The 20393-nt window shown below is 72.8% G+C and carries 17 protein-coding genes; 3 read left to right on the plus strand and 14 right to left on the minus strand.

The annotated features are described in order from the left end of the window. Positions 1–126: 126 nt before the first annotated feature. From ACFV2S_RS12600 to ACFV2S_RS12640, 9 genes are all read right to left on the minus strand, one after another. Positions 127–933 carry an HAD family hydrolase gene (locus ACFV2S_RS12600; protein ID WP_385556987.1) on the minus strand — a complete coding sequence of 269 codons (807 nt, stop codon included), beginning with the start codon at positions 931–933 and terminating at the stop codon, positions 127–129. Continuing rightward, positions 930–2219: a serine--tRNA ligase gene (serS, locus tag ACFV2S_RS12605; protein ID WP_385556990.1), complete on the minus strand. Its 1290-nt coding sequence runs from the start codon at positions 2217–2219 to the stop codon at positions 930–932. The genes ACFV2S_RS12600 and serS overlap by 4 nt, the downstream gene beginning before the upstream one ends. Before the next feature lie 486 nt (positions 2220–2705). Next, entirely contained in the window at positions 2706–3641 is a 936-nt protein-coding gene (gene pheA, locus ACFV2S_RS12610) for a prephenate dehydratase (RefSeq protein WP_383794908.1), read from the minus strand. Between the two features lie 162 nt (positions 3642–3803). Then, the gene (gene efeB / locus ACFV2S_RS12615; RefSeq protein WP_385556992.1) at positions 3804–5066 is read right to left on the minus strand and encodes an iron uptake transporter deferrochelatase/peroxidase subunit; all 1263 of its coding nucleotides are present in this window, start codon (positions 5064–5066) and stop codon (positions 3804–3806) included. Positions 5067–5071: 5 nt separating this feature from the next. Beyond that, positions 5072–7051, minus strand: coding sequence for a copper resistance protein CopC (locus ACFV2S_RS12620; protein ID WP_385556995.1), 1980 nt, complete (start codon positions 7049–7051; stop codon positions 5072–5074). Between the two features lie 24 nt (positions 7052–7075). Beyond that, positions 7076–7546, minus strand: coding sequence for a copper chaperone PCu(A)C (locus tag ACFV2S_RS12625; RefSeq protein ID WP_385556998.1), 471 nt, complete (start codon positions 7544–7546; stop codon positions 7076–7078). Next, positions 7543–8262 (minus strand): SCO family protein, encoded by a 720-nt coding sequence (locus ACFV2S_RS12630; RefSeq protein WP_385557001.1) that lies wholly within the window; start codon positions 8260–8262, stop codon positions 7543–7545. The genes ACFV2S_RS12625 and ACFV2S_RS12630 overlap by 4 nt, the downstream gene beginning before the upstream one ends. Before the next feature lie 36 nt (positions 8263–8298). Then, positions 8299–9060, minus strand: a complete 762-nt coding sequence (locus ACFV2S_RS12635; protein WP_385557004.1) for a YcnI family protein — start codon at positions 9058–9060, stop codon at positions 8299–8301. Positions 9061–9186: 126 nt separating this feature from the next. Next, positions 9187–9963 (minus strand): hypothetical protein, encoded by a 777-nt coding sequence (locus ACFV2S_RS12640; RefSeq protein WP_385557007.1) that lies wholly within the window; start codon positions 9961–9963, stop codon positions 9187–9189. A gap of 291 nt (positions 9964–10254) precedes the next feature. Here ACFV2S_RS12640 and ACFV2S_RS12645 point away from each other — a divergent pair, with 291 nt between their 5' ends. After that, positions 10255–10713, plus strand: a complete 459-nt coding sequence (locus ACFV2S_RS12645; RefSeq protein ID WP_383794892.1) for an ATP-binding protein — start codon at positions 10255–10257, stop codon at positions 10711–10713. Positions 10714–10785: 72 nt separating this feature from the next. On the opposite strand, the gene ACFV2S_RS12650 is transcribed toward ACFV2S_RS12645, so the two are convergent. Together ACFV2S_RS12650 and ACFV2S_RS12655 are read right to left on the minus strand one after the other, a co-directional pair. Next, entirely contained in the window at positions 10786–12246 is a 1461-nt protein-coding gene (locus tag ACFV2S_RS12650; protein WP_385557010.1) for an aminopeptidase P family protein, read from the minus strand. 114 nt (positions 12247–12360) lie between these two features. Beyond that, on the minus strand, positions 12361–13812 hold the full coding sequence (locus ACFV2S_RS12655) for a PP2C family protein-serine/threonine phosphatase (RefSeq protein ID WP_385557013.1): 1452 nt from the start codon (positions 13810–13812) through the stop codon (positions 12361–12363). Between the two features lie 522 nt (positions 13813–14334). Here ACFV2S_RS12655 and ACFV2S_RS12660 point away from each other — a divergent pair. Further along, a complete protein-coding gene (locus ACFV2S_RS12660) occupies positions 14335–15015 on the plus strand; it encodes a bifunctional DNA primase/polymerase (RefSeq protein WP_385557016.1) in 681 nt (226 codons plus the stop codon). 1001 nt (positions 15016–16016) lie between these two features. Here ACFV2S_RS12660 and ACFV2S_RS12665 read toward each other — a convergent pair. The 3 genes from ACFV2S_RS12665 to ACFV2S_RS12675 all read right to left on the minus strand — a co-directional run bounded on the left by ACFV2S_RS12665 (position 16017) and on the right by ACFV2S_RS12675 (position 18755). After that, a complete protein-coding gene (locus ACFV2S_RS12665; RefSeq protein WP_385557019.1) occupies positions 16017–16994 on the minus strand; it encodes a DUF5926 family protein in 978 nt (325 codons plus the stop codon). Between the two features lie 199 nt (positions 16995–17193). Beyond that, the gene (locus ACFV2S_RS12670) at positions 17194–17799 is read right to left on the minus strand and encodes an ATP-binding protein (RefSeq protein WP_383794872.1); all 606 of its coding nucleotides are present in this window, start codon (positions 17797–17799) and stop codon (positions 17194–17196) included. A gap of 134 nt (positions 17800–17933) precedes the next feature. Next, positions 17934–18755, minus strand: a complete 822-nt coding sequence (locus tag ACFV2S_RS12675; RefSeq protein WP_385557023.1) for a glycerophosphodiester phosphodiesterase — start codon at positions 18753–18755, stop codon at positions 17934–17936. Positions 18756–18944: 189 nt separating this feature from the next. Between ACFV2S_RS12675 and ACFV2S_RS12680 the strand changes: the two genes are divergently transcribed. Continuing rightward, positions 18945–20390, plus strand: coding sequence for a S1C family serine protease (locus ACFV2S_RS12680; RefSeq protein ID WP_385557026.1), 1446 nt, complete (start codon positions 18945–18947; stop codon positions 20388–20390). Positions 20391–20393: the final 3 nt, after the last annotated feature.

The raw sequence follows: 20393 nt of genomic DNA on the forward strand, positions 1-20393 counted from the left end.
GCGGCGGCGGCCCCCCGCCCCGCCGCGCCCCCGGCGCGGCCCCCCGCCCCCCCCCGCCGCCGGGCGCCCCCCCCCCCGGCCCCCCCCCCGCGGGGGGGGGGGCCCCCTCGTCCGGGTCTCAGCAGCTCAGGCCGACAGCAGGCGCTCCAGGACGACCGCGATGCCGTCCTCCTCGTTCGAGGCGGTCACCTCGTCCGCCACCGCCCGCAGCTCCTCGTGCGCGTTGCCCATCGCCACGCCGTGCGCCGCCCAGCCGAACATCGGAATGTCGTTCGGCATGTCGCCGAAGGCGATCGTCTCCGCGGCCTTCACGCCGAGCCGGCGCGCCGCGAGCGACAGACCGGTCGCCTTGCTCAGGCCGAGCGGCAGGATCTCCACGATGCCGGGGCCCGCCATGACGACGTCCACGAGCCCGCCGACCGTCTCGCGCGCGAGCCGGGTCAGAGCGTCGTCGCCCAGCTCCGGATGCTGGATGTACAGCTTGGTCAGCGGCGCCGACCACAGCTCCGCCGGGTCCTCGTAGGGAACGTACGGCAGCGGTCCCCCCTGGGCCCGGTAACCGGGACCCATCAGGACCTCGCCGTCCAGACCGTCACGGCTGGCGGCCACCGCCAGGGGGCCCACCTCCGCCTCGATCTTGGAGAGGGCGAGCCCCGCGAGCTGCCGGTCCAGGGTCAGCGAGGTCAGCAGCCGGTGCTCACCGGCGTGGTAGACCTGCGCGCCCTGCCCGCACACCGCGATCCCCTCGTAGCCGAGGTCGTCGAGGATGTGCCGGGTCCAGGGCACCGCCCGGCCGGTGACCACGATGTGCGCGGCGCCCGCCGCCGTCACGGCGGCCAGCGCGTCCCGCGTGCGGTCCGAGACGGACTCGTCGGCCCGCAGCAGCGTGCCGTCGAGGTCCGTCGCGACCAGGCGGTAGGGGAAGGGGCTCACTTGGCGATCGGCTCCAGGACCTCACGGCCGCCGAGGTAGGGGCGGAGGACCTCGGGCACCCGCACCGAACCGTCGGCGAGCTGGTGGTTCTCCAGGATCGCCACGATGGTGCGCGGTACGGCGCACAGCGTGCCGTTCAGGGTGGCCAGCGGCTGCACGGTCTTCTTGCCGTCCTTCTCCTCGCGCATGCGGACGGAGAGGCGGCGGGCCTGGAAGCCGTCGCAGTTCGACGCGGAGGTCAGCTCGCGGTACTTGCCCTGCGTCGGGATCCACGCCTCGCAGTCGAACTTGCGGGAGGCGGAGGAGCCGAGGTCACCGGTGGCGACGTCGATGACCTGGAACGGCAGCTCCAGCGACGTCAGCCACTGCTTCTCCCAGTCCAGGAGGCGCTTGTGCTCGTTCTCCGCGTCCTCGGGCGCGACGTACGAGAACATCTCGACCTTGTCGAACTGGTGGACGCGGAAGATGCCGCGGGTGTCCTTGCCGTACGTGCCGGCCTCGCGGCGGAAGCAGGGCGAGAAGCCCGCGTACCGCAGCGGCAGCTTGTCGGCGTCGATGATCTCGTCCATGTGGTACGCCGCGAGGGGCACCTCGGACGTGCCGACGAGGTAGTAGTCGTCCTTCTCCAGGTGGTACACGTTCTCCGCGGCCTGGCCGAGGAATCCGGTGCCCTCCATGGCGCGCGGACGGACCAGCGCCGGGGTCAGCATGGGGATGAAGCCGGCCTCGGTGGCCTGCGCGATCGCCGCGTTGACCAGGGCGAGCTCCAGGAGGGCGCCGACACCGGTCAGGTAGTAGAAGCGCGAGCCGGAGACCTTGGCGCCCCGCTCGACGTCGATGGCGCCGAGCGCCTCGCCGAGCTCCAGGTGGTCCCTGGGCTCGAAGCCCTCGGCCGCGAAGTCGCGGATGGTGCCGTGCGTCTCGAGGACGACGAAGTCCTCCTCGCCGCCGACCGGGACGTCGGTGTGGACGATGTTCCCGAGCTGGAGCAGCAGCTGCTTGGCCGTCTCGTCGGCCTCGTTCTGCTCGGCCTCGGCGGCCTTGACGTCGGTCTTGAGCTGCTCGGCCTTCTGGAGGAGCGCGGCGCGCTCCTCGGGGGTGGCCTTGGGGATCAGCTTGCCGAGCGCCTTCTGCTCGGATCGGAGCTCGTCGAAGCGGACGCCGGACGACCTGCGCCGCTCATCGGCGGAGAGCAGGGCGTCGACGAGCGCGACGTCCTCTCCACGGGCGCGCTGGGAGGCGCGAACACGGTCGGGGTCCTCACGGAGCAGGCGAAGGTCAATCACCCCACCAGGCTACCGGTGCGTCTTCCCCCGCCCCCACCGGATAAGGGTGCGCGTGTTGTTTTGCCCGAATTGAGATCAAGGGAAATGACGTTGGTCAGGCCGCCGCATTCACTTATCCACAGGCTGTGCGGAAGATCTGTGGACTACGGGGAAGGGTGCGTGGATTTCCCTCATGGTGCCTGGGAATTCCGTGATCAAACGCCATTGACGCACTCATTTGGGTGGGAATTGCTCGCTCCAACGAGTGGGTCTCCAGAGGGCCGCTGACGAGGGCGTCAGCACGGCGCTGTGGATGGCGCACGGAGTGGCGGGGGGTGAGTGGGGTGATTTGTCGACCTTGTCTCGGCACCGTGTCGACTTGTCCCCAGGCCTGGCCTGAGCCTGTGGATAACCTCTGTGGGTAACTGAAAAGTATGCAGGTAGGACTAGTGGTTCGTACCTGTGGACGAACGCTCCCGGCTCCGGGAGCGTTCGGTCATCCTCGGATCAGGCCCGACCGTCCTGGGCCCTCGCCAGCCAGTCGGAGGCCGCCATGAACTCCCCGTCCGAAGTCCCGCGCCGCAGCGGCGACACGTCCTCGACCGCGACGCCCGCCCGCGGGTACGAGCCGAGGAACCGCACCTTGGGGCAGATCCGCTTGAGGCCCATCAGCGCCTCGCCCACCCGCCGGTCCGAGATATGGCCCTCGGCGTCCACGGCGAAGCAGTAGTTCCCGATCCCCGCCCCCGTGGGCCGGGACTGGATCAGCATCAGGTTCACCCCGCGCACCGCGAATTCCTGGAGCAGTTCGAGGAGGGCACCCGGATGATCGTCACCCAGCCACAGCACGACCGAGGTCTTGTCGGCGCCCGTCGGGGCCGCCGGCCGGGCCGGACGGCCCACGAGCACGAAGCGCGTCTCGGCGTTCTCCGCGTCGTGGATCTCCTTGACCAGAGCCTCCAGGCCGTACGTCGCCGCCGCGAACTCCCCCGCGAAGGCGGCGTCGAACCGGCCCTCCTGGACCAGCCGGGCCCCGTCCGCGTTGGAGGCGGCCGACTCCCACACCGCCTCGGGCAGGTGCGCCCGCAGCCAGTTCCGGACCTGCGGCTGGGCCACCGGATGACCCGTGACCGTCTTGATCTCCGAGAGCTTGGTCCCGGGCCGGACGAGCAGCGCGAAGGCGATCGGGAGGAGCACCTCGCGGTAGATCATCAGCGGCTCGCCGGAGGCCAGCTCGTCCAGGGTCGCCGTCACCCCGCCCTCGACCGAGTTCTCGATCGGGACGAGCGCGGCGGCGGCCTCACCGTTCCGTACGGCGTCGAGGGCGGCCGGGACCGAGACCATGGGGACGAGTTCCCGCGTCGCGGCCTCGGGCAGCGTGCGCAGAGCCGCCTCAGTGAAGGTGCCCTCGGGGCCGAGATAGGTGTACCGGGTGGCGGACATACCGTCACCCTAATGGTCGGCGCCGCCGCGGGCCGCCGTCCGAGCGCGGGCTCTCACCACTCGGACGGGGGCGCTCTCCGACCGGCCCCCGGCTCGGTCCGGGTCCGTCCGTCGTGGTGGTCACGCGGCCCCGGCCCGCTCCGGGTCCGTCCGTCCTGGTGGTCACGCCTCCAGGAGGCGCTGGCCCACGTACTCGCCCTCCGCGGGACCGCCCGGGACCGCGAAGAGCCCGCTCGCCTCGTGGCGGATGAACGCGGACAGCGCGTCACCCCGGTCGAGCTTGCGCTGGACCGGCACGAAGCCCCTGAGCGGGTCCGCCTGCCAGCAGACGAAGAGGAGGCCCGCGTCCGGCGTCCCGTCCGGACCGATCCCGTCGTGGAAGGAGAACGGCCTGCGCAGCATCGCCGCCCCGCCGTTCTGTTCGGGGGCGGAGATCCGGGAGTGGGCGTTGTCCGGGACGACCGTCTTCCCGTCCGGCCCGATCTTGTTCAGATCGAGCTCGGTGGTCTCGGAGCCGCCGGTGAGCGGGGCGCCGTCGGACTTCCGGCGCCCGATCACCTTCTCCTGCCGGTCCAGCGGCAGCTTCTCCCAGTCGTCGAGCAGCATCCGGATCCGGCGCACCACCGCGTACGAGCCACCGGCCATCCACTCCTGCGAGCCACCGGCCCCGGCCGGGACGAAGATCCGCCGGTCGAAGTCGGGGTCGGTGGGCTTCGGGTTGCCCGTGCCGTCGACCTGGCCCATCAGATTGCGGGCGGTCATCGGCTTCGCGGTGGCGCCGGCCGAGCGGTTGAAGCCGTTCATCTGCCAGCGCACCCGGGCAGCGTCCCCGGCGTCCTTCTGGACCGCGCGCAGCGCGTGGAAGGCGACGAGCGCGTCGTCGGCGCCGATCTGCACCCACAGATCCCCCTCCGAGCGCCGGGGGTCCAGGGCGTCGGCGGAGAAGGCGGGCAGCGGATCCAGACCGGAGGGGCGGCGCGAGGCGAGCCCGGTGCGGTCGAAGAAGGTACGGCCGAAGCCGAAGGTGACGGTCAGGGACGACGGGCCCGCGTCGAGCGCGACCCCGGTGTCCTCCGTCGGTGCCTTGCCCGCCATCAGCACCTTCGCCGTGGCCGACCAGCGGCGCAGCAGGGCGGCGGCCTCCTTGCGACCCGCGCCCGGGGCGAGGTCGAAGGCGACCAGATGGCCGCGGGACTGCAGGGGGGTGGTGATGCCCGCCTGATGTTTCCCGTGAAACATCACCGCGGTCGAGCCGACGGTGGTCAGGGCCGGGGAGCCGCCGGCCCCCGCGGTGTCCTCGCCGGACAGGGCCGCGGAGATCCCGGCGCCGCCGGCCGCGCCCGCGACCAGACCGGCCGCGCCCGCCGCGCCGACGGTGCCGAGCAGGCGCCGCCGGGAGAGCTCGATGTTGTCGCTGTCGGTCACGTGGCTCAGCCGATCTTCACGTTCTTGTCGATGGTGGTCTGGTCGATCTCGGAGGTACGGACGGTCACCTGGATCTTCCAGTCGCCCGGCATCGGGATCTGGACGCCGCTCGCGCTCCAGTGGCCGGTCTGGATGCGGTCGGGGGCGACGGGCAGCGGGCCCACGTCCTTCGCCTCCAGAGTGAGGGCGACCTTGATCTCGGGGACGTCCAGCGGCTTGCCGTTGGGGCGCTCGACGAAGATGTGGAGCGCGTTGGCGCCGGTGCGGCCGGGGTCGAGGCTCAGACGGACGACGCCCTTGCCGTCGACGCCGCCGGTGTCGAAGGGCAGCCGGATGTCGACGGGCCGGTCGGGGACGGCGGCCGGGCCGGAGGCGGAGGTGGACCGCCCGGCCTCCTCCTCGGTGCGGCCGGGCTCGGTCGAGGTGAGCACGGTGGTCACGGCGAGGAGGACGACGGCGACGGCGGCCTCGGTCAGCACCGAGCGGCGCAGACCCGCGCGCTCGGGGTCGGCGTCCCGCTCCCGCTTGCGGGTGGCGGTGGCGACGGCGGCGCGCTGGCGGGCGAGCTGCGCGGCCCGCGCGGGGTCGACGGTCTCGGAGGTCTCGGAGGTCTCGGAAGTGCCGGAGGTCTCGGACCCGGAGGCCGCTGACTTCTCGTCGGTGCCTTCGGCGGTGGCTTCGTCGGTCTCTTCGGCTGTCTCTTCGCCGGTCTCTTCGTCCGTCGTCTCCGCCTCGCGCGGCGTCGGGTCCGCCAGGCGCCGGGTCCAGCGGCGGGAGATCCAGGCGATGCCGATGAGGACCGCCATGAGGCCGATCTTGACCAGGAGCAGCTGGCCGTACCGCGTCCCGGTCAGGGCGGACCAGGAGCCGACCTGGCGCCAGGACTGGTAGAGCCCGGTGGCCGCCAGGACCGCCACGGAGCCGAAGGCCACCTTGGAGAAGCGCTCGACGGCGGAGCGTTCGACGGACGGCGCCCGGTAGAGGGCGACGAGCAGCACGGTGAGGCCGCCGAGCCAGGCGGCGACGGCGAGGAGGTGCAGGATGTCGACGGGCATGGCGACACCGGGCTGGATGCCGGTCGACGCGTGCTCGGCCAGGGCCCAGGTCCCGGCGATGCCGGCGGCGACGACGGTGCCGCCGAGACCGAGTCCGAAGGCGAGGTCCTTCTTCTCCTTCGGGTCGGTGCGCCGGGCGTAGGCGCCGAAGAGGACGGCCACGAAGAGCGCGGCCGCGCCGAGCAGCAGCAGCCGGGAGGTGAGCGCGGCGCCGGTCTTCGTCTCCAGGACGGCCTTGAGGCCCGCCAGGTCGAAGGCGTCGGCGAGCTTTCCGGAGCCGGTGTACGGGCTGCGCAGGAGCAGCAGCGCCAGGGTGGCGCCGGTGAGGGTGAGCCAGCCGCGGACGACCGTCTGCTGGACGGCGCGGACGCTCGCGCCGCCCGGCCAGCAGGCCAGGACGAAGGCGCCGCCGCCGACGAGGACGGCGAACCCGGCGTAGGAGAGGTAGCGGGCGACGCCGTAGAGGGTGCCGACGAGACCGCCGCCGGCCGCCTGGTCGGGCAGGGCGACGGACGTGGTGGAGGGGGCTCCGATGGAGAAGGTGAAGGCACCGGCGACGGGGTGGCTGTCGGACGAGACGGCCTGCCAGGCCACGGTGTACGTGCCGTCGGGCAGTCCGGCGCGGAGCTCCACGCCGTACCGGACGACGGAGCCGCTGCACAGGTCGCGTATCTCGCCGGTGTCGGCCCGGCGGCCCGCCGGGTCGAGGACCCGGATGGCGTCGGCGCTCATGGCGACCTGCTCGGAGAAGGTCAGGTTGACCTCCTTGGGGGCGGTGGCGACCACCGCCCCGTCCTTCGGGTCGCTGCCGGTGAGCGCCGCGTGCGCGGAGGCGGGGGCGGCGCCGGCGAGCAGCGTGCCGAGCAGCGCGGCCGCGAGGATCAGCAGCCGGGCCAGGGCGTTGCCGAGGCGCGGGGCGGTGGTTGTCATCTGTGTGTCACTCCGTCAACGAGCTCAGTGCTGCTGCGGGTTGTGGCCGGGTGCTTCGACGGGCACGTCGACCTTGATGGGGTCGGACTTCTCGAAGTGCAGCTCGATGCTGACCTTCTCGCCCTGCTTGGGCTTGTTCTTCAGCTCCATGAACATGATGTGGTTGCCGCCACGTGCCAGGGAGAGTTCGCCGTTCGCGGGGATGTCGAAGGACTTCACCTGCTGCATCTTCTGGTTCTTCGTCTCGTGCAGGGTGATGTCGTCCGAGAGCGGGCTGGTGACGGACGTGAGCCGGTCCGTGGCGCCGCTGTCGTTCTTGATGGTGAGGAAGCCGCCGGCCATGTCCATCACCGGCTGCGGCATGAAGGCGCCGCTGACCTCCAGCTTCGGCTTGCCGTCGGCCGAGGAGCCGTCGGCGTCCGAGGAGCACCCGGTCAGCGCGAGGGCGGCGGCGAGGGCCACGGCGGCGGACAGGACGGTGGTGCGGCGGGTCACGGGTTCTCCCCCTTGATGATCTTCGGCAGGTCCTTGGCGTAGTCGTCGATGCTCGTGTCCTCGCCGTACAGGACGTAGCCCTGGTCGGTGGTGGGCGAGAACGCGATCACCTGGGCTCCGTGCATGGAGACGACGTTGCCGTCCTTGTCCTTCGTCGGCGGGTCGATGCCGATGCCGATCTGCCGGGCCCCCGCCTGGATGGCGGAGAAGTCGCCGGTGAGACCGGTGAAGGAGGCGTCGCCGGCGGCGGGCAGCCACTTGGCGAGCTCGGCGGAGGTGTCCCGCTCGGGGTCCGTGGTGACGAAGACGACCTGGAGCTTGTCCTGGTCGGCCTTGGGGAGCTGCTTCCTGGCGATGGCGATGTTGCTCATCGTCATGGGGCAGACGTCGGGGCAGTGGGTGTAGCCGAAGTAGATGAGGGTCGGCTTGCCCTTGGTGCGCTCGCGCAGGTCGTACTTCTCGCCCTTGGTGTCGGTGAGGACGAGCGCGGGCTTGGTGAACGGCCGGTCGAGGACGGTCGCGGCCTTGGTGGAGTCGTTGCCGCCCGAGACCTCGGCGACGGTCGAGCCGGAGCCCGAGGGCTTGTCGTCGTTGCCGCCGAGGCCGACCGCGGCGGTGATGCCGAGGGCGGCCACGATCGCGACGGCGGCGATGACCAGCGGTGTGCGCCGCCCGGGGCGGGCCGGTGCCGCCCCGGACGTCTTCTGTTCAGACATGGTGCTTCTTCCGGATATCGGGTGAGGGTGCGGCCGTCAGGCCGAGCGGCGGCGGCCGGCGAGGACGCCGAAGGCGACGCCGGCGACGCCGACGAGGATGCCGACGACGCCGAGGACACGGGCCGTGGTGTCGGTGGAGGAGTCGGCGGCGGCCTCTTCGTGGTCGCCCGCCTTCTCGTCGTGGCCGGCCTTCTCGTCCGTCGCGGCCGAGGCGGACGGAGCGGCGCCGCCGCCGTGGTGGTCGGCGGAGGCGGCGGAGAGCTTCAGGACGGGGGCCGGGTTCTCCGGCTCCTCCGCGCCGTCCTTCTGCTCCTCGATCCAGCGCACGACCTCCTTGTTGTCGTACGTCTGGATCGCCTTGAGGACCAGCTCGTCGGTGTCCTCCGGCAGCTGGCCGAGGGAGAGCGGGAACTGCTGGAACTGGCCGGGGCCGATCTTCGAGCCGTCGGCGGTCCAGGTGACCTTGGAGACGGCCTCGTTGATCTTCTTGCCGTGCAGCTCCAGCGGCTTGCTGAGCTTGCTCTTGGTGACCTCGGCCTTCCAGCCGGGGATGGGCTGCGGCATCACGGAGGCCAGCGGGTGGTCGAGCGGGAAGTTGACCTCCAGCTTCACGGTGGAGGCGTTGTCGCGCTCGTTCGGGACCTTGATGTTGACGGTCGCGTAGCCGCCCTTGGCCGCCTCGCCCTGCGGCTGCACGCTCACGTGCGCGAAGGCGGTGCCGGAGAGCAGCAGCACGGAGGAGAGGGCGATACCGCCGGCGAGGGCGGTGCGGACGGCGGAGACACGGGAAACGCTCATGGCAGAAGACACTCCAGCTCGGAGAGGATCACAGGACGTGGAAGTCCGGCGCGCCGGGGGACAGGGGTCCCGCGCGGGCGTGCGGACGGGCGCGGCCCACTCCCGTCGAGCGGTGAGCGGTCCGCGTCAGGCTGCGAGGACGCAGTCGGCGGCCGGGGGGCCGCGCCTGATCACCGTGTGCTGGAGTGCCTCGGCCACCGGCGGCGGCGAGGAGTCGGAGGGTGCCCGCAGGAGCCGCCGCGGTCCCGTGCGCGGTGCCGCCGGCAGACCGGCGAGCAGGGCCCGTACGAGGCGGAGAGCTGCCCGCAGGGAGCGCACGAGGGCGCACTCGGCGAGCTCGGTCGCGCCCTGTTCGGAGAGCTCGACGAGACGGCCGAGGGCGCGGTCGCCGCGGCGCAGCAGCCAGCCCGTGGCCAGGGCGGCCAGGAGGTGGCCGAGCAGCATCGGCAGCCCGGGCAGCAGCTCACCCGTGGGGACGGCGGCCGCGTGACCCATGGAGTGGGCGTGCGGTGCGGCCGGGTCGACTCCCGCGTCGGTGAGGATCCGGGTGGCGTCGGTGGGGCTGAGGGACGCCGTCCCCGCTCCGCAGACGAGCCGGGCGGCCATCCGGACGAGGGCGTCGTCGGCGTGGCCGCTGAGGGCCAGCGGCCGCTGTCCGAGCCCGAACAGGGCGTGCAGGCCGAGCTGCCCGCCGGCGAGGGCGCCGACGACGAAGCCGAGGGAGCGCTCGCGTCCGGCGAAGAGGACGGTGACCCCGAAGACGCCGAGGAGACCGGCGACGAGGGTCCACAGGGCGATGCCCGCGCAGGCGGCGAGGGCGTGTCCCAACGCGGACAGCACGACGCAGACCGCGGTGAACACCGCGGCCCTCAGCAGCCGTGGAGCAAGCGCGGGGGCAGTCATGGCGGGCCCATCATCGCACCACGCGCCCCACCGCCATGAGGCAGGTCCGGAAGGTCGTTCTTGAGCGTCTTCGCGGTGAGATAGGCGGCGGAGCCCGGAGACACGCACCGCCGACCCGGGGACACCCGCCGCCGGACCCGGGGTCGTACACCGGCGCACCCGGGGACATACACCGGCGCACCCGCCGCCTGCATCCGCCGAACGAGCGCTCTTGACGCCTCCGGGCGCTTACGGGGTGTCCGCTCCGGCAATAGGTAACGGTATGTCGAGCCGCTGCCGGGAGGCTGGAGCATGAGCATCTGGTGGTCACTCCATCTGCGGCGCGAGGCCGCGAGCGTGCCGCTGGCGCGGAGGCTGCTGCTGGGCACGATGGAGACGGCGGGTGTCGATCCCGACGTGTCGTACGAGCTGTCGGTCGCGCTGACCGAGGCGTGTGCCAACGCCGTCGAGCACGGTGGCGGGGGCGGCTCCCGCGTGCCGGGCGGCGCGCCCTCGGAGGCGTACCGCGTGACGGCGTACCTGGACGGCGAGACCTGTCGCATCGAGGTGGCCGACTCGGGTCCGGGGTTTCCGGGCCGTGCCGTTCGCCCGGTCCCGTCCGACGAGGCCGAGCACGGCCGGGGGCTGCGCCTGATCGAGGAGCTGGCCGATCACGTCCAGTTCGGCAACCGCTCGGGCCGGGGCGGTGCCGTGGTCAGCTTCGACAAGATCCTGAAGTGGCGGGACAGCCCGTCGCTGCTTCTGGCCTGACGTCCCCCGGACGGGGGAAGGGCCCCCGCCGGTCGGTCGGCGGGGGCCCTTCGGTTCCAACGTACGCGGGGATCAGCCCTTCAGCGCGGCCATCCACGCCTCGACCTCTTCGGCGCGGCGCGGCAGCGCCTCCGAGAGGTTCCGGTTGCCCTCCTCGGTGACGAGGATGTCGTCCTCGATCCGGACGCCGATGCCGCGGTACTCCTCCGGCACGGTCAGGTCGTCGGCCTGGAAGTACAGACCCGGCTCGACCGTCAGGCACATGCCCGGCTCCAGGGTGGTGTCCACGTACTTCTCGGTGCGCGCGGCGGCGCAGTCGTGGACGTCCATGCCGAGCATGTGACCGGTGCCGTGCAGGGTCCAGCGGCGCTGGAGGCCGAGCTCCAGGACGCGCTCGACCGGGCCCTCGACGAGGCCCCACTCGACGAGCTTCTCGGCGAGGACGCGCTGGGCGGCGTCGTGGAAGTCGCGGTAGCCGGCGCCGGGCTTCACCGCGGCGATGCCGGCTTCCTGCGCCTCGTACACGGCGTCGTAGATCTTGCGCTGGATCTCGGTGTACCGGCCGTTGATCGGCAGGGTGCGGGTGATGTCGGCGGTGTAGAGCTCGGTGGTCTCCACGCCGGCGTCGAGCAGCAGCAGGTCGCCGGAGCGGACGTCGCCGTCGTTGCGGACCCAGTGCAGGGTGGTGGCGTGCGGGCCGGCGGCGCAGATGGAGCCGTAGCCGATGTCGTTGCCCTCGACGCGGGCGCGCAGGAAGAACGTGCCCTCGATGTAGCGCTCGCTGGTGGCCTCGGCCTTGTCGAGGACCTTGACGACGTCCTCGAAGCCGCGGGCGGTGGAGGCGCAGGCCTTCTCCAGCTCGGCGATCTCGAAGGCGTCCTTGACGAGGCGGGCCTCGGAGAGGTGGACGCGGAGCTCCTCGTCGCGCTCGGCGGTGACCTTGTCGGTCAGCGCGGCCTCGATGCCGGCGTCGTGGCCGCGGACGGCGCGGACGGGGCCGGTGGCCTCCTTGAGGGCGTCGGCGAGCTCGCGCACGTCCTTCGCCGGGATGCCGAGGAGCCGCTCGGCCTCGGTGAGGGAGTGGCGGCGGCCGACCCACAGCTCGCCCTGGCCGTCGAGCCAGAACTCGCCGTTCTCCCGGTCGGAGCGCGGCAGCAGGTAGATCGTGGCCTGGTGGCCGTCGGCGGTGGGCTCCAGGACGAGGACGCCGTCCTGGGTCTGGTCGCCGGTCAGGTACGCGTACTCGGTGGAGGCGCGGAAGGCGTACTCGGTGTCGTTCGACCGGGTCTTCAGGTTCCCGGCGGGGATCACCAGGCGCTCGCCCGGGAAGCGGGCGGAGAGCGCGGCGCGGCGCGCGGCGGTCTCGCCGGCCTGCGCGATCGGGGCGAGGTCGTGCAGCTCGGTGTCGGCCCAGCCGGACTTCATGTTCTCGGCGAGCTCGTCGGACACGCCCGGGTACAGGCCGTTCTTCCGCTGCTTGATCGCCTGCTCTTCGGTCTCTTCCGGGGTCTCCGGCGTGAGCTCCTCGGCCACGGGTCTGCCTCCTCTTGGTACGACACTGAACCCCCACCATCGTACGGTCGTACGGAAGGGGGCACAGGGCCGGAAGGCCTCTTACCGGAGAGTTACGTTCCGCTTACACACGTCTCAGTCGAAGCGGGCGGCGAGCAGGACGACGTCCTCCCCGTCCACGGCCGGGTCGAGCCCCCCGGGCAGCAGGGTCCGCAGGACGTGGTCCGCGACGGCGCCCGGGTCGCCCCGGTCGGCCCGCGGCACGCTCGCGGCGGCCGCGTGCAGCCGCGCGTAGGCCCGGTCCATGGCGTCGCCGGTACGGCGCAGCAGCCCGTCGGTGTAGAGAAGCACCGTTTCTCCGGGTGCGGGGGACAGCTCCACGCTCGGTGCCTCCCAGCAGGAGAGCATCCCGAGCGGGGCCGAGAGCGAGGTCTCGACGAACTCGGTGCGGCGGTCGCCGACGACCAGCGGCGGGGCGTGTCCGGCGCCGGCCAGGACGATCCGGCGCTGCGCGGGCTCGGCGTACGCGAAGAGCGCGGTCGCCGAGCGGGCGGGTTCGGTGAGCCGGAGCAGGAGCTCCAGGTCGGAGAGGACGGCGACGGGGTCCTCGCCCTCCATCACGGCGTACGCCCGGAGGGAGGCGCGCAGCCGGCCCATGGCGGCCATCGCGCTCGGTCCGGTGCCGGAGACGGAGCCGACGGCCAGGCCGAGGGCGCCGTCGGGCAGCGGCAGCGCGTCGTACCAGTCGCCGCCGCCCAGCGGGCCGGTGCGGTGGCGGGCGGCGAGCTGGACCCCGGGGACGCGGGGGAGGCGGCTGGGGAGCAGTTCCTCGGCGACGGTGGAGACCTGCGCGCGGGCGCGCTCGACCTGGAGGAGCCGGGCGAGGTGCTCGGTGGCGAAGCGGCCGTAGAGCCCGATGAGGTGGCGCTGCCGGTCGGTGGGTTCGGCGGGCTCGTCGTAGAGCCAGACGGCCGCGCCGAGCCGGCCGGTCTCCTCGGTGGCGAGGGGCAGGGCGTAGCTGGCGGCGTAGCCGAGGCGGGCGGCGACCTCGCGGTGGCGCGGGTCGAGGCCCTCCTCCGTACGGACGTCACGGATGGCGATCGGATCGGGGACGCGCTCAGGGTGCCCGGGATCGGGCAGGCCGTCGAGGAGGCGGCCGTAGCTGGAGGTGCCGCGCGGGATCGTCTCGATGGTGCCGAGGTCGGAGTGGGCGAGGCCGAGGCCGATGGTGCTGGTGGGGCCGTGGCCGTCGGCCGGTTCGAGGACGGCCATGCCGCGGCGGGCGCCGACGAGGGCGGCACCGGCGCCGAGCACCTCGCGCAGGGCCCCGTCGAGGGAGGCGGTCCTGATGAGGCGCTCGGTGAGTTCGTGGAGGGTGGTGAGGTCGGAGACCCAGGAGGCGAGCCGGTCCTGGATCAGGACACCTGGTGGGAGGGCCGCGTCGGCGGGACCCGCGGCCGCGGGGACCCCGGGGAGGGGCGACGTAGTGTGCGGGGGCCCGGGAATCGTGGAATCGATTCCGGCCACTTTCGGCATGTGCGGGACGCTCATGTCAGTCGGCTTTCCGACCGGTGCGTTTGACGCCATAGCATCGCAAACCCCCATGTCATTCTGAGCCGCTCGATGCCTCCACATGTACACGCACGAGAGGAACGATGTCCAGCATTGTCCCCATGGGACTTGTGGTGTCCGTGAGGTCGTGCACAGGGGTTGAAGTGCGCGGGAAGTTGGCTGAAAATTGCCCCCGGTGTGCACCTTTTGCGGTCGACTGGCGTCGTTTGAAAGCGCGTCATCCGAAGCGTGCTGGGTACGTAATCGGTGACAGGCAGGGGCAGTTGACGCTGTCCCGGAACGTGACGCGGAACCCCGGCGTCCCACTCGCCGCAGGCCGCAACCCGCCACCGATCCGGCGGGGAACGTGTTCTGCCCGCTCCGGCTCCGACCTCGCTCCACCCGGTTCACCCGGGATCCACCCGGCACCGGCCCGGTCCGCACCGCTCTCCCGCGGTCCGGCACCCCGCCGTCCCGGCACGCGCTGATACGCACGGTGAAGAGATCTGCACATGGTGTGATGTGGATTCGGCGTTCAACGGAAAGGAACGAGCGCTCATGCGCGAGATCCTCGGAAGGCGACGCAGGCTCCGGTTCCGGCGCAAGGAGAGGACCGCCCGGCTCGACGCCGCGGTCGCCTTCGCGGTCGAATGGAACTGGCCCGTCCTGCCGGGCGCGAGCCTGAGAGCGACGACTCGTACGGCCACGGGAGCGGCCTGCTCCTGTCCCGACCCCGACTGCGTGGTGCCCGGCGCGCACCCCTACGACCCCGGGTTGCTCGCGGCCACCACGGACGAGCGCATGATCCGCTGGTGGTGGACCCGGCGCCCGGACGCCCCGGTGGTGCTGGCCACCGGCGGCGGCGCTCCCTGCGCGGTCAGCCTGCCCGCGGTGGCGGGGGCGCGGGCGCTCGCCGCCCTCGACGCGAGGGGCATGCGGCTCGGCCCGGTGGTGGCGACCCCGACCCGGTGGTCGATCCTCGTCGCCCCGTACGGCCTCGAACGGCTGGGCGAGCTGCTGTACGCGAAGGACGGCGTGCCCAGCTCGCTGCGGTTCCACGGCGAGGGCGGCTATCTGCTGCTGCCCCCGTCGGTCGCGGGGACCGGGCAGGTCCGCTGGGAGCGGGCCCCGCTCGCGGGCTCGGCCAGGCCCTGGCTGCCCGACGTCGAGGCGGTGGTCGACGCCCTGGTCGAGGCGAGCACGAGCACGCCGGGCGGCGGCAGCAGACTGGCGTACTGAGTTCTGCCCTGGGGGTGGTGCGGCCGGTGTCCTCCGTCGGGGGCGGGGTCGTTCACCCGAACGGGTGTGTCCTGGTCCGACTTGTACGGGAAACGGGCGCGCGGCCGGCCGGGCGCCCCGGCCCCGCCGCTATGTTCACCCCACCGTCCAAGATCTCCAGCCGAGCAGGAGCAGGTGGGTCCCATGAGCCCGGTGAACCTCCGCGTGGTCGGACTCGGGGCCGCCGTCACGGTCGCCGTCCTGCTGCCCCTCGTCGCGACGGCACGGCCCACGGGGGAGCCCGTACGGCCGGCCGGCACGGGTGCCGAGGGCGACGCGAAGGCCGGGGACCTGCTGAGCGGACTAGGTCTCGGTCCGCGCCCCCGTACACCGGCGTCCCCCGCCCCCGCAACCGCTTCCCCGGCCCCGAAGGCCCCGGTCGCTCCCGAGCGCGTCACGCATTGTGGGCCGGAACTCGCCTCTCCCGAGGGGGCCGAGGCGCAGACCTGCGTCCTGGGCGAGGGTCCCGACGTCTGGGCGCGCACCTACTACCGGAACGCCACGGGCCGGCAGCTCGACGCGTTTCTGACCCTCATGGGCCCCGCCGGGCGGACCGTACAAGTGGACTGTCCCGTCCCGGCGCAGGACGAACCCGGAACCTGTGAAACGCCCAGGGAGCGCGCTCGGGGCGTGGTCACGGCCTATACGGCGGTCGCGGAATTCGCGGGATCCGGCGAGGGCGGCACCACTCCGCTGCTGCTCCGCGCCGGAAGCAACACGGCGGACGGGGAGGGAAGTTGAACGTCGGACGCTCCGGACCTGCCGGAAGCGGACATGGAAAGGCCCGGTCGCTGGCGACGGGGGATGCACCAGCGACCGGGCTTCAAGAACGGTAACAAGAGATCTGCTGTTCGCAAATTCGATCTCGGTTATTCGGACAGGGATTTACCCTCCCGCGGACCCACCTTGTGGCAGAAGTCACCGACTGGTCGGTCTGTCAGTCACCGATACCACCTGGGGTATCAGCTGAGAGTCACCTGACGGTTCGTGAGGCCGCCGCGCGCCCGGCGCTCCTCCGCCGTCAGCGGGGCGTCCGAGGCGAGCGCCTCGGCGAGCCGCTCGGCGAACGCGGCCGCCGGCTTCTCGCACTCCTCGGCCGTCATCGACGTCGGCAGGTCCCACACCGGCACCATCAGACCGTGGGCCCGGAAGGAGCCGACGAGCCGGGTGTCCGCGCCGAGCGAGGTGCCCTCGCCGGCCTGGAGGCGGGCGAGCGCGTCGAGGAGCTTCTCCTCCGGGTGCGGCATGACCCAGCGCAGGTGGTTCTTGTCCGGGGTCTCGCACCAGTACGCGGAGTCGACGCCGGTCAGCTTCACGGTCGGGATCGCGGCCGCGTTGGCCCGCTCCAGGGAGGCCGCGACCTCCGGGTCGGCGCCGTCCTTCGTCTGCGGGATCCAGAACTCGAAGCCCGAGTGGACCTCCGGCGCGAAGGGGGCGTCCGCGTCCAGCAGCTCCTGCAGGCGCGGGCCCTCCGCCGGCACGCGGCGCGCGGGCACCGGGCTGCCCGGCTCCGTCTCCAGGGCGCGCTGGAGCGTGTCGGCGAGGTCGCGGGCGAGGTCGCCGGAGGTGGAGTCGTTCTGCAGGGCGAGCAGGACGGAGCCGTCGTCGCGGCGCAGCGCCGGCCACGCCATCGGCAGCACGGTCGCGAGCGTCACGGACGGCACGCCCTCGGGGAGCCCGCCCTTCAGGGTGAGCGGCACGGTGGCGGCCGGCACCAGCTCGCGGAGCGCGACCCAGTCGCACTCGCCGGGCAGGCCCTCGAAGGGGCGCTGGACGAGCTCGGTCACGGCGTGCGCGGCGGCCCGGCCGTGACACGCCTTGTAGCGGCGGCCCGAACCGCACGGGCACGGCTCGCGCGCGCCGACGACCGGGATCTCCCCGCTCGTGACCTGTGCCTGGCCGGCCTTGCCGGCCTTCGTCTGGGGGCGCTTCTTGGCCATGGTGTGGCTTTCTCCCGATCGCAGCTGTGCGGTGTGCCTGCTGTTGCGTGCTGGTACGTGCGGTATCGGGCGCGAGCCTAGCCGCACCGGGCGCCGGGGCCGCTCAGGCGGGGCGGCACCCCGGGGCCGGGAAGACGTACGGGCGCCCGGGTACGTCGTACCCGAACGCCCTCTTCGTCCCGGCGCCGTCCGCCGGCCGTCAGTCCACCAGATCCTCGTACGCGTCGAGGAAGCCGAGTCCCGGGCCACCGCCGACGCGCGCCGCGAAGTCCTCGCGGCGGTGTCCCTCGGTGACCACCACCCAGACGGTGACCTCGCCGGTCGCGCTGTCCCGCACGCCCCAGTCCTGGGCCAGGGCCCCGATGATGTTCAGCCCGCGGCCGCCGCGTGCGGTGACCGAGGGCGTCGACGGGACGGGCCGCGTCGGGCCGCCCCCGTCGGTCACCTCGACCCGCAGGCCGCCCGCCGGGTCGACCCGCCAGGCCGCCCGTACATCGCCCTCGCCCCGCTCCGCGTGACCCAGCGGCCTGCCGTACCGGCAGGCATTGCTGAGCAGCTCGGAAAGGATCAGTACCGCGTCGTCGACGACCGATTCGGACACCCCGCTGCGGTACAGCTCGTCCCGCATCCGGTGTCGCGCCTCACCCACGCCCGCAGGGCCATGGGGTACGGCCATGCTCGACGACGTGGGCACCTCCTGTGCCACCACCAACGCCACCCCCGAGACCTCCTTTGCCCCACGCCACCGTGTGGATGCCCCAATGGCCTGGACCGGAAACCGGCCAATCAGCGTGGGATGACGCACTCGTGACGATCGCGTACGCAAGGAACGCGCCGGTGCACACCCCGCAAGGGCTGTTGCCCCTTGTGGCGCAAGGGAAAGGAGCGAGGGGAGAGGCTTCTTCGAGCCGTCCTGCGTCGTCCCGGGCCGCCCCGAACTCAGCCGCGGCCCAGCTGGGCGAGCACCTGCTTGGGGCGGTTGGTGATGATCGCGTCCACCCCCAGGCGCTCGCAGAGCTCCACGTCCTCGGCCTCGTCCACGGTCCAGACGTGGACCTGGTGCCCGGCCTTCTGGAGCCGCAGGATCACCGCGGGATGGTGCCGGACGATCCGGATCGACGGACCCGCGATGGCCGCGCCCGCGGGGAGCCGGCCGTCGCGCAGCCGGGGAGAGACGAACTGGGCGAGCGAGACGGTGGGCAGCGTCGGCGCGGCGGCGGCGATCCGGTGCAGGGAACGGGCCGAGAAGCTCATGACGCGTACGGGCGACTCGGCGGGGGACGCGGGCGCGTCCAGGCCGAAGCGCTGGAGGAGCTGGAGCAGCTTCTCCTCGACCTGGCCCGCCCAGCGCGTCGGGTGCTTGGTCTCGATGGCCAGCTCGACCCGGCGCCCGGCGTCGGAGACCAGCTCCAGGAGCCGCTCCAGGGTGAGGACGGACGTGGAGGCGGGGTTTTCCCGGTCGGGGCTTTCGCCGGAGTCGTCCCGGCCCTTCCAGGTGCCGAAGTCGAGGGCGGCGAGGTCCGCGAGTTCGAGCGCGGACACGGCGCCCCGGCCGTTCGAGGTGCGGTCGACCCGCCGGTCGTGGACGCAGACGAGGTGGCCGTCGGCCGTCAGCCGGACGTCGCACTCCAGGGCGTCGGCGCCGTCCTCGATGGCCTTCACATAGGCGGCCAGGGTGTGTTCCGGTGCGTCCTCGGACGCTCCGCGGTGGGCGACGACCTGGAGGGGGACGCGGTTCTGGTGCTGCCGTGCGTGAGTCACGGCGTCATGGTGCCATTGGCGGGGTGGCGCGGGCACCCCCGGCAGCTGTCCGTTCTGTCCGTATATAAAGAAAGGGGTGCGAATGCACAGCTCCGCCTTACAGCGGCCTGACGTCCCGTGGGAAAAGCTGGTGCAGCACCCTGGAGCAGTAGGTACCCGACCCCGCGCAGTCAACGAGGAGAGCGAGCTGTGAGCACCGAGAACGAGGGCACGCCGGTTCCGGCGGACCCGGCTGCCCCGTCCGCCCCTCCGGCGCCTCCCGCCCCCCCGACGCCGGCCGCCGCCCCCGCCCCCGCCGGGGAGACGGCCCCGCAGGAGGCCCCCCGGACCGCCCCGCTGACATCCCCCGAGGACGAGCCGACGGCGGTCCAGCCCACCGTCCAGGCCCCCGCCCCCGCCCCCGCCCCCGAGCCGGTCGCGGCGGGTGCCCCCGCCGGTGGCTGGCCGCCGCCCCCGCCGGCCGTCCCGGCCTGGGGCGCCCCGCAGCAGCCCGTACCCGCCGCCCCCGCGCCGCGCAGGCGCACCGGCGGCCTCGTGGCGGCCGTGCTCGTCGCGTCGCTCGTCGCGGGCGGCATCGGCGGCGGCATCGGCTACTGGGCGGCCGAGCGCGGCGACAACGGCTTCAGCTCGACCACGGTCTCCTCCGGGCAGGCCCCGGCCTCCTTCAAGCGCGACCCGGGGACGGTCGCGGCGGTGGCGGCGAAGGCCCTGCCGAGCGTGGTCACCATCCAGGCCAAGTCCGGCGGTCAGGACGGCGAGGGCGGTACGGGCACGGGCTTCGTCTACGACCAGGAAGGCCACATCGTCACCAACAACCACGTGGTGGCGTCGGCGGCGGACGGCGGCACGCTGTCCGTGACCTTCTCCGACGGCAAGACGTACGACGCGGAGGTCGTCGGCCGGGCCGAGGGCTACGACGTGGCGGTCCTCAAGCTGAAGGACGCCCCGAAGGGCCTGACGCCGCTGCCGCTCGGAGACTCCGACAAGGTGGCGGTCGGCGACTCGACCATCGCGATCGGCGCGCCGTTCGGCCTGTCGAACACGGTGACGACGGGCATCGTCAGCGCCAAGAACCGCCCGGTCGCCTCGGGCGACGGCTCGGGCGGCAGCAGCTCGTACATGAGCGCGCTGCAGACGGACGCCTCGATCAACCCCGGCAACTCCGGCGGGCCGCTCCTCGACGCGAGCGGTGCGGTCATCGGCATCAACTCGGCGATCCAGTCGACCAGCGGCGGCTTCGGCCAGTCCCAGGCCGGCTCGATCGGCCTCGGCTTCGCGATCCCGGTCAACCAGGCCAAGAACGTGGCCGAGCAGCTGATCAAGACGGGCAAGCCGGTGTACCCGGTGATCGGCGCGACCGTGAACATGCAGGAGAAGGGCCAGGGCGCGACGATCGCCACGCAGGGCTCCGGCGGCACGGCCTCGGTCACGGCCGGCGGCCCGGCGGCGAAGGCGGGTCTGAAGGCCGGCGACGTGATCACGGGCTTCGGCGACCACCCGATCGACAGCGGTCCCACGCTGATCAGCGAGATCTGGACGCACAAGCCGGGCGACTCGGTGAAGATCACCTACGAGCGCGACGGCAAGACCGCCACGGCCACGGTCGTCCTCGGCGAGCGGACCGGCGACAGCTGACCC

This window comes from Streptomyces sp. NPDC059695, from assembly GCF_042733785.1.
In the GTDB taxonomy this organism is placed as follows: domain Bacteria; phylum Actinomycetota; class Actinomycetes; order Streptomycetales; family Streptomycetaceae; genus Streptomyces.